Genomic DNA, 8,299 nt, shown 5'->3' with positions numbered 1-8,299 from the left:
TGGCCCGCAAGCTGGCTCGGGTGGTCTTTGCCCTGATCAGAAGCGGAGAGGAATATCGTCCAAAAGCCGCTTGAGCGCTTGGCAATTACCATAGAATCTCCCACAGGTGACCGCGATAGCCTGCAACTCCGCGGTGGGACTACGGGTGTAGGAGCGGCCCCAGTGCCGCGATGGGCCGCAAAGCGGCCCTAAATCGATCAGCAATAAAGCCCCGGATCTTGCCAGCTACCGTCATGTTCTCTGCGCGACAGCGCGGCGCAAAGGCGGCGGGCGGACTCCTACATGGACCATGGACCGCCTGACCCACCGCGGCGGGGTGTGAGCGGCCCCTGCCGGGGCGCCGGACCGGCCGCGATTGGGCCTGAAAGGCCCACAAAACAGCCACTGCGTTGTAGCAGAAAAAGACAGCTGCTCTTCCAAGTCCATGACGGTCAGCCTCACCCAGGCACGGTCATGAGCCAGCGCTCCTTCTGCCTGATGAACTGGCAGCGGTCTCAGTACATCTTGTCCAGTTCGATCGCCTCGTCCAGCGTCGCCAGCAGTGCCTTGCGCACCTTCAGCTTGGTCTCGCGGTGCGCACGCATGTTCAGCTTCTTCAGCACCTGGGCCGCGGCCAGGGCAGTCTCGTGAAGTTGCTCCGGCGACACCACCTTGTCGAGGAAGCCCGCGTCGCAGGCCTCCCTCGGACCGAACACCTCAGCGTTGACCACCGCACGCTGGAAGGCGGCCGGTTGTAGGCGGTCGCGCGCCAGGGTGATCCCGGCGTGGTGCATGGTCATGCCGATCTGCACTTCGTTCAGGCAGATCTTGTAGGGGCCGTCGACGCCGATCCGGTAGTCGCTCGACAGCAGCAGGAACGCGCCCTTGGCCACCGCGTTGCCGGGGCAGGCGGCGATCACTGGGAAGGGGTGCGCGAGCAGACGGCGCGACAGCGTCGAGCCGGCACTGACCAGGTCGATCGCCGCCTGGGGGCCGCTGGTCATCACCTTGAGGTCGTAGCCACCGGAGAGAATGCCAGGCTGGCCGGTGATCACCACCACCGCACGGTCCTGCTCGGCACGGTCGAGCGCGGCGTTGAAAGCCTCGACGACGGCGGGCGAAATGGCGTTGACCTTGCCGTTGTTCAGCGTCAGCAGGGCAATACCGTCTTCGCAGTGGTAGGTGATCAGCTCGGTCATGACAGCATCCTTTCGATGGAGGTGGCGTCGACGTTACCCAGCACGGCGAGCCAGGTAAAGCGGCAATGCTGACCGGCCAGTCAGGCAGGGCCGGCCGGCAGCGCCAGTGGGCGAACCCGCGCGCTGACCCTGCCGAACCGCCGGTTCGATTGGCCGCAGAGGCCTGTCCGGAGCAGGTTTTCTGCCAGAGGGCTTAAGCGCATGAAAATTCTGAAAAAAAGCTTGCCATCGTCCGGGGCTTCGACTAAATTAGCGCGCCTCGACAGGCTGAACAGCTTGAAGAGAAACGGTGAAGTGTCCGAGTGGTCGAAGGAGCACGCCTGGAAAGTGTGTATACGGGAAACCGTATCAAGGGTTCAAATCCCTTCTTCACCGCCACATTCAGAAGAGCCCCCGAAGGTGAAAGCCTCCGGGGGTTTTTCGTTTCCGAAAGCTGGAAACTCCTGCCGTCCAGCCCTGTGCGAAACGCCACAGGGCCGAGCACAGGCCGCTAGAAGTCCACCGACGCCGACAACCGCGCCGTGCGTGGCGCACCCTGGAACAGGTAGGCATCCCCCAGGTAATCCCCCACGTCGCGCCAGTAGCGCTTGTCGAGCAGGTTGTCCACGGTCAGCCGCCACGTCGTGTCGTAGCCGCCGACCCGGGTGCGGTAGCGGCCGCCCACATCCACCACCGTGTAGCCGCCCACGGCGACGTCACCGGTACGGTCTGCGTACTTGCTGGCGCTGTAGCGCGCGCCGCCCAGCAGCGCCAGGCCAGGCACCGGCAAGCTGTACTCGGCCTGCACGGCCAGGCGCAGGTTCGGCACGTTCAGGGCCTGGTGGCCCTCGTAGGCGGAGGTGCCGCTGCCCTCGACACGTGCGCGCAAGGCGGCGGCGCTGGCCTGGAGGCGCAGGTTGTCGGTCAGCGCGCCGCTGGCCCCCAGCTCCAGCCCGAGGTTCTTCTGTTGCCCTTGCTGGACGTAGGTGAAGCCACCGTCTTGCGGCCGGGCGTACTGGTAGGCCTGGCGGATCTGGAACAGCGCCGCGCTCAGGCTCAGGCCGCGCCAGTCGTGCTTGACGCCCAGTTCCAGCTGCCGCGACACGGTCGGCGCCAGGATCTGCGCGGCGTTGCGGGCGAACCAGGGCGCCGTGCCGCCGTCCGACAGGCCCTTGGCGTAGCTCAGGTACAGCGTGGTGTCGGCCTGCGGCTTGTAGAGCAGCGCGGCGTTGGGCAGCAGCTCGTAGCCCTGGGTGTGCCGGTCGAGGGTCGTGTCCTCGGCCCAGGCGCGCTCGTCCAGGCGCACCTCGCGTGCGCCGACCACCACCTGCCAGCGTTCACTGAGCGTGATGCGGTCGCTGAAGAACACACCGTACTGACGGCTGTCCAGGCGCCGCACGCTGGCACCGACCGCACGTGTCGACGGCTCGACCCAGGGCGCGCCGGTGCCGATCTGGCCGCTGCCGACCCATTCGTTGTAATAGGGGCGCTGGTCGAGGGTGCGACGGCGGGCGCTGCTGCCCAGGGTCACGGCGTGCTCCAGGCCGAAGGCCGTGAAGCGTCCGCCGAGCGTGGCCTGCAGCTCGTCGGTGCGGCGCGTGTCGTCGGGGCTGCGGTAGTCGTAGATATCGTACTCGCCTTCGGGGCTGAAGTGGTTCGGCACGGCCAGGTCGGCGCAGCTCGAGGCGCCGTAACAGCCCCAGGCGAACGCGCTGTAGTCGTCGATCACCACGCGGCTGTGGGAGGCGCTCAAGGTGCCCGTCCAGTTGTCGTCGAAGCGGTACTCGAAGCGTCCGCCGAGGTTCAGGGCATCGCTCTGCACCGGCTTGGCCCAGGGCTGATAGGCCAGCCGGTCGTTCGGGTCCACGTGGTGAGGCAGGCGGTCGCCGCCGAGCAACTGGTAGCCGGGCACCGAGCGCTGCTCGCGGTGCTGGTAGTCGGCGTCGAGCTGCAGACTGGCGTCCGGGGTGATCTGCCAGTCGAACGCCAGGGAGGCGAAGTCGCGTCGGCCATCGGCATGGTCGACGTAGCTGCGGATGTCCTCGTGGGCCAGGTTGGCGCGCAGGCCGAACTGCCGCTCGCTGCCGAACCAGCCGCCGAGGTCGGTCGCCAGGTAGCGCTCGCCCTGATCGTTGGTCGACAGGGTCACGCGGCGCACGTCCTCCGGGCGCTTGGTCACGTAGTCGATCAGCCCGCCCGGCTCGGAGACGCCGCTCTGCAGCCCGGACAGCCCCTTGAGCAGTTCGACCCGCTCCTTGTTCTCGAGCGCCACGTTCTGCTCGCCGACCACGGTCTGGCCATTGATCTGGTAGCTGCTGGCGGCATCGAGGGTGAAGCCGCGGACGTTGAAGTTCTCGTAGTAGCCGATCGGCGCATAGCTCTCGCCGACCGACGCGTCACCGTGCAGCACCTCGCTCAGTTGCCGTACCTGACGGTCCTCGAGCTGTGCACGGTCGAACACGCGGATCGCGGCCGGCGTGTCGAGCACCGGGGCGTTCTGGAACTGCCCGACGCTGGCCTGAGCAGCCTGCTCGCGGTCGGCATCGTAGGTGTCGGAGACCTGCAAGGCCTCGAGTTCGATGCGCGTGTCGGCCAGGACGGGCATGCCGCACAGGGCCAGGCCCAGGCTGAGCAGACCGAGCGGCAGTGGGGGGCGGGGCAGGGGCATGCAGGGCTCCTCAAGGGCCGGGCGCGGGCGATCGTCGCGGGGCGCAGGCGTGCTGGGCGAAAAATCGCGCGCATGGTAGCAGGGGCGCCGGTCGACGGCGCCGTTTGTTTCGGCCGAGGTGACGGCCTGTGGGGACAGCCGGACGCTAGTGCGCGGTGGTCGCTGCTTGCTCGTTGCGCCGCCGCGTGCGCTCGGCGCCGGCCCACACCAGCAGCGCCAGCGTGCTGATGGCCACGCCGGCCCAGACGATGCCCATCCAGCCGGCCCGTTCGAACAGCTGCGTGCCGAGCAGCGAACCCAAGGCGCCGCCGATGAAGTAGCAGGTGATGTAGACGGCGTTCAGCCGCGTGCGCGCCGCTGGACGCAGGGCGATCACCGCGTTCTGGTTGCTGACGTGCACCAGTTGCACCGCCAGGTCCAGCAGCAGGACGCCCGCCAGCAGGGCGACCAGCGAGGTCTCGGCCAGGCCCAGGGGCAGCCACGCCGCCAGCAGCGCCAGCAGGCCCACGGTCGTGCCCAGCGCCCCTTTGCCACGGTCGGCCAGGCGCCCGGCCCAGTTCGCCGCCAGCGCACCAGCGGCCCCGGCCAGCCCGAACAGGCCGATGGTGGCATCGGAGTAGTGATAGGGCTCGCGAGCCAGCAGGAAGGCCAGCGGCGTCCAGAACAGCGCGAACAGGCTGAACGACAGCAAGCCTAGCGCCGCGCGCAGGCGCAGCACGGGCTCTTCGCGGAACAGGGTGAACAGCGAGCCGAGCAGCGCGGGGTAGCTCAGACCGGCGTGGCTGCGGTGCACGGGCAGGCTGCGCTGCAAGGCGATCGCGCAGATCGCCATCAGCACCGCCGCCAGGCAGTAGATGGCGCGCCAGCCACCCAGCTCGGCGGTGAACCCTGCGGCGGTACGCGCCAGCAGAATGCCGAGCAGCAGTCCGCTCATCAAGGTCCCCACGGCGCGTCCGCGCTCGGCTGGCGAGCTCAAGGCGGCAGCCATCGGCACCAGCACCTGGGCCACCACCGAGAACAGCCCGGTCAGTGCCGTGCCGACGATCAGCCACGGCAGGCTGGATGCGCTGGCGCTGATCAACAGGCCCAGCACCGCCATGCCCATCATCACCACGATCAGCCGGCGCTGCTCGAACAGGTCACCCAGCGGCGCGAGCAACACCAGGCCTACGCCATAGCTCAATTGCGCGGCGATGACGATGCTGCCGGCGCTGACGGTGCTGAGGCCGAAGTACTCGGCGATGCTGTGCAGCAGCGGTTGGGCATAATAGTTGCTGGCCACAGCCAGGCCGGTGGCCGTGGCCATCAGCAGGATCAGGGCACGGCTCAGGGGCGGGGTATCCATCGGGACCTCTTCGGGCGAAAACGGGGCGTCACGGCAGGTGACGGGGGTAGTGATCGGACAGTGACGTGGCGCCTCACGTCACGTCGACGATCGACAGGCACTGTTGGTTGGTGCCGATCGACAAGCGGATCTCGTCGTCCACTCGCTTGCCGAGCAACTGCTGGCCCAGGGGCGAGCGGGGGGTGATGACCGTGACCTGGCGGCCCGCCAGGGTGATGTTCAGACCCGCGCCTTCGGGGCCGAGAAACACCAGGCGCGCCGCGCCATGGGCGTCCTCCAGCTCGACCAGCTGACTGACCTGGATGCCCCGCGCCGGGTCGTAGTCGCGCAGGGTCAGCTGCCGAAACGCGAGCAGCGCCTGGCGGATCTCGGCGGTACGCCGGGCCTGGCCGGTGGCCAGGTAGGAGGCTTCCAGGCTGAGGGTGTCGTACTTGTTCTCGGCGATGTTCTCTTCGGCGGTGGCGGCTTCATAGGCCGTCTGCGCCGCCCGTTCGAGGGTGCGGACGTTTTCTTCCAGGGTGGCGACGATCGCCTGGTGCAGGGCGTGCTTGTCCATGTCAGCGGCACAACGCCTGGACCTGGGCCAGGCTCTTGTCCGTCGGCGCGTTGCGATGCTGCTCCAGCCAGAACTGGCAGCGCGGGTTGTCGAGATTGCGCGGGTCGGCCTGGGCGGCGTCCACGGCCTGGCGATCCTGTTCACGCTGCAGGGTCTGCTGATAGCGCTCGAACATTTGCTGCTGTGCGTCGCTGGTGCCCGGCGGTGGCGCAGGGCGCGCGGGCGTCTCGGCGCTGGACGGCGCCGTCGGGAGTACACGCTCGACCTGGTTGGGCCAGACCTGCCAGAACAGCCAGGCGCTGGCCGCGATGGCGGCCGCGCCCAGCCAGAGGCCCAGGGCGATGCACAGGATCAGTTGAAGCGGCGTGGGGCTGCAGCGAATGGAGTCGGACATGGTGGCGCCTGCGGGACGAAGGAACGTGGGCCATTGTCGCATGGTGGCGGGCCTGCGCCAGCCCTGCGTGCGACGGACAGGCCGACGCACCGGCCCTGGAAGGCAGCGTAGCGGGAGCATGACCTGGGTGCCATCCGACCTGTCGCCGACGCCACAAAGCTTTCCTCCCTGCGCATTTGCTCGCACAATCGCCCGCTTCATGGGCCCATACGAGGAGCGGGCGTGAGCGCCACCTGGGACATCTTTTGCAAGGTCGTGGACAACTTCGGCGACATCGGCGTGACCTGGCGCCTGGCCCGGCAACTGGCCGATGAGCATGCACTGCCGGTACGCCTGTGGGTCGACGACCTCGAGGCCTTCGCACGCCTCTGCCCACGCGCCGACGTGACCGCCGACACCCAGCGCCTCGAGGGCGTGGCCGTGTGCCGCTGGGTCGAGCCATGGACGACGACCGACGCGGCCGACGTGATCATTGCCGCGTTCGGGTGCCGTTTGCCCGAGGCGTACCGGGAAACCTTGCGCGCACGCCCGGTGCCGGCGCTGCTGATCAACCTCGAATACCTCAGCGCCGAACCCTGGGTCGAGGGCTGCCATGGGCTGTGGTCGCCCCAGGGCGACGGCCTGCGCATGCTGTTCTTCTTCCCAGGGTTCACGGCAGGCACCGGCGGGCTGCTGCGCGAAAGCACCCTGATTGCGCAGCGCCAGGCCCTGCAGGACGACGCGTCCGTGCGTGAAGCGTTTCTGTCGAGGCTCGGGATTCGACCGGCGCCAGGGGCGCGGTTGCTGTCGCTGTTCGCCTACGAAAATGCCCAGGTGGGTCGCTGGCTGACGGCCCTGGCCGAGGCGGACCAGCCGCATCACCTGCTGGTGCCCGAAGGGCGCGTGCTGGGCGACGTGCAGGCCTGGCTGGGCGAACCGGCACCGGCGCCCGGCCAGTGTGTGGTACGTGGTGACCTGACCGTGCAGGTGCTGCCGTTCCTGCGGCAGGAGGACTACGACCGCCTGCTGTGGAGCTGCGACTTCAACGCCGTGCGTGGCGAGGACTCGTTCGTCCGCGCCCAGTGGGCGGCCCGGCCCTTGCTCTGGCACATCTACGTGCAGGAGGAACAGGCTCACCTGGACAAGCTCGAGGCGTTTCTCGCGCAGTACCTGCAGGAAGCACCCGCGCCGCTAGCCGAGGCCGTGGCCAACCTGTGGCGCGCCTGGAACACCAACCAGGACATGGGCCAGGCCTGGCGCCAGCTGTCGCCGCACTGGGACACCTGGCGCGCCCATGCCCGGCAGTGGAGCGCCGCACAGGCCGCTCGGCCGGACCTCGCCATGGCGCTGGTACAGTTTTACCGAAATTGGCTATGATACGCGGCCTCGATTTTTTATAAATCCATCCAGATTCGGATACTCGTAATGAAAACTGGTAAAGAACTGAAACCCGGCACCGTCCTGCGGATCGACAACGACCCATGGCTGGTACAGAAAGCCGAGTTCACCAAGTCCGGTCGCAACAGCGCGATCATGAAGACCAAGCTGAAGAACCTGCTGACCGGCTACAAGACTGAAACCGTCTACTTCGCCGACGACAAGCTGGACGACGTGATCCTGGACCGTAAGGAAGCGACCCTGTCCTTCATCAACGGTGACGAATACACGTTCATGGACACCACCGACTACACCATGTACGAACTGAACGCCGAGGACATCGAAGCCGTTCTGCCGTACATCGAAGAAGGCATGACCGACGTCTGCGAAGCCGTGTTCTTCGAAGGCCGTCTGGTGTCGGTCGAACTGCCGACCACCATCAGCCGCAAGGTCGTCTACACCGAGAACGCCGCCCGTGGCGACACCTCGGGCAAGGTCATGAAGCCTGCCAAACTGGCCAACGGTACTGAAATCCAGGTTGCCGACTTCATCGAAATCGACGAAATGATCGACATCGATACCCGCGACAACACGTTCAAGGGCCGCAGCAAGAAGTAAGCGGTCTGCGCAGTGCGGAAAACCCGGCCTTGGCCGGGTTTTTTCGTTCAGGGTGCGGTATGAGCTTCAAGCTTCAAGCTTCAAGCTGTGAAGTGTGGGATGTCTGAATCGACGGTGGGCCTTTCAGATCCATCGCGGCCGGTCCGGCGCCCCGGCAGGGGCCGCTCCTGCAGGGGGCGCGTTGCGGGTGGAGCGGCCCCTGCCG

General features: G+C 67.3%; 7 protein-coding genes and 1 tRNA gene. 3 read left to right on the top strand and 5 right to left on the bottom strand.

All coding sequences use genetic code 11. The features are described from left to right. Window positions 1-494 precede the first annotated feature (494 nt). The gene (locus G7007_RS21280) at window positions 495-1,178 is read right to left on the bottom strand and encodes a crotonase/enoyl-CoA hydratase family protein (protein WP_181105013.1); all 684 of its coding nucleotides are present in this window, start codon (window positions 1,176-1,178) and stop codon (window positions 495-497) included. Between the two features lie 288 nt (window positions 1,179-1,466). Here G7007_RS21280 and G7007_RS21275 point away from each other — a divergent pair. Further along, window positions 1,467-1,556, top strand: a tRNA-Ser gene (locus tag G7007_RS21275). Window positions 1,557-1,668: 112 nt separating this feature from the next. On the opposite strand, the gene G7007_RS21270 is transcribed toward G7007_RS21275, so the two are convergent. The 4 genes from G7007_RS21270 to G7007_RS21255 form a co-directional block, all read right to left on the bottom strand. Beyond that, window positions 1,669-3,825 (bottom strand): TonB-dependent siderophore receptor, encoded by a 2,157-nt coding sequence (locus G7007_RS21270; RefSeq protein WP_181105011.1) that lies wholly within the window; start codon window positions 3,823-3,825, stop codon window positions 1,669-1,671. Between the two features lie 145 nt (window positions 3,826-3,970). Beyond that, complete coding sequence (locus G7007_RS21265; protein ID WP_181105009.1) at window positions 3,971-5,170, bottom strand: MFS transporter; 1,200 nt, start codon at window positions 5,168-5,170, stop codon at window positions 3,971-3,973. A gap of 73 nt (window positions 5,171-5,243) precedes the next feature. Beyond that, the gene (locus tag G7007_RS21260) at window positions 5,244-5,726 is read right to left on the bottom strand and encodes a GreA/GreB family elongation factor (protein WP_181105007.1); all 483 of its coding nucleotides are present in this window, start codon (window positions 5,724-5,726) and stop codon (window positions 5,244-5,246) included. A gap of 1 nt (window position 5,727) precedes the next feature. After that, the gene (locus G7007_RS21255) at window positions 5,728-6,120 is read right to left on the bottom strand and encodes a hypothetical protein (protein ID WP_181105005.1); all 393 of its coding nucleotides are present in this window, start codon (window positions 6,118-6,120) and stop codon (window positions 5,728-5,730) included. A gap of 222 nt (window positions 6,121-6,342) precedes the next feature. Between G7007_RS21255 and earP the strand changes: the two genes are divergently transcribed. Further along, complete coding sequence (gene earP, locus G7007_RS21250; protein WP_181105003.1) at window positions 6,343-7,476, top strand: elongation factor P maturation arginine rhamnosyltransferase EarP; 1,134 nt, start codon at window positions 6,343-6,345, stop codon at window positions 7,474-7,476. Window positions 7,477-7,524: 48 nt separating this feature from the next. Then, complete coding sequence (gene efp / locus G7007_RS21245) at window positions 7,525-8,094, top strand: elongation factor P (protein ID WP_181105001.1); 570 nt, start codon at window positions 7,525-7,527, stop codon at window positions 8,092-8,094. The last annotated feature ends 205 nt before the right edge of the window (window positions 8,095-8,299 follow it).

This window comes from Pseudomonas entomophila, from assembly GCF_013523125.1.
Taxonomy (GTDB): Bacteria; Pseudomonadota; Gammaproteobacteria; order Pseudomonadales; family Pseudomonadaceae; genus Aquipseudomonas; species Aquipseudomonas entomophila_B.
Note: the sequence above shows the minus strand (reverse complement) of the source record. Positions and strands in the feature narration are given on the sequence as shown.

Bases quoted from the DNA above. Each gene is read 5' to 3' on its own strand.
- G7007_RS21255 (WP_181105005.1), bottom strand. From the start codon at position 6,120: ATGTCCGACTCCATTCGCTGCAGCCCCACGCCGCTTCAACTGATCCTG.
- G7007_RS21270 (WP_181105011.1), bottom strand. From the start codon at position 3,825: ATGCCCCTGCCCCGCCCCCCACTGCCGCTCGGTCTGCTCAGCCTGGGC.
- G7007_RS21280 (WP_181105013.1), bottom strand. From the start codon at position 1,178: ATGACCGAGCTGATCACCTACCACTGCGAAGACGGTATTGCCCTGCTG.
- efp (WP_181105001.1), top strand. From the start codon at position 7,525: ATGAAAACTGGTAAAGAACTGAAACCCGGCACCGTCCTGCGGATCGAC.
- G7007_RS21260 (WP_181105007.1), bottom strand. From the start codon at position 5,726: ATGGACAAGCACGCCCTGCACCAGGCGATCGTCGCCACCCTGGAAGAA.
- G7007_RS21265 (WP_181105009.1), bottom strand. From the start codon at position 5,170: ATGGATACCCCGCCCCTGAGCCGTGCCCTGATCCTGCTGATGGCCACG.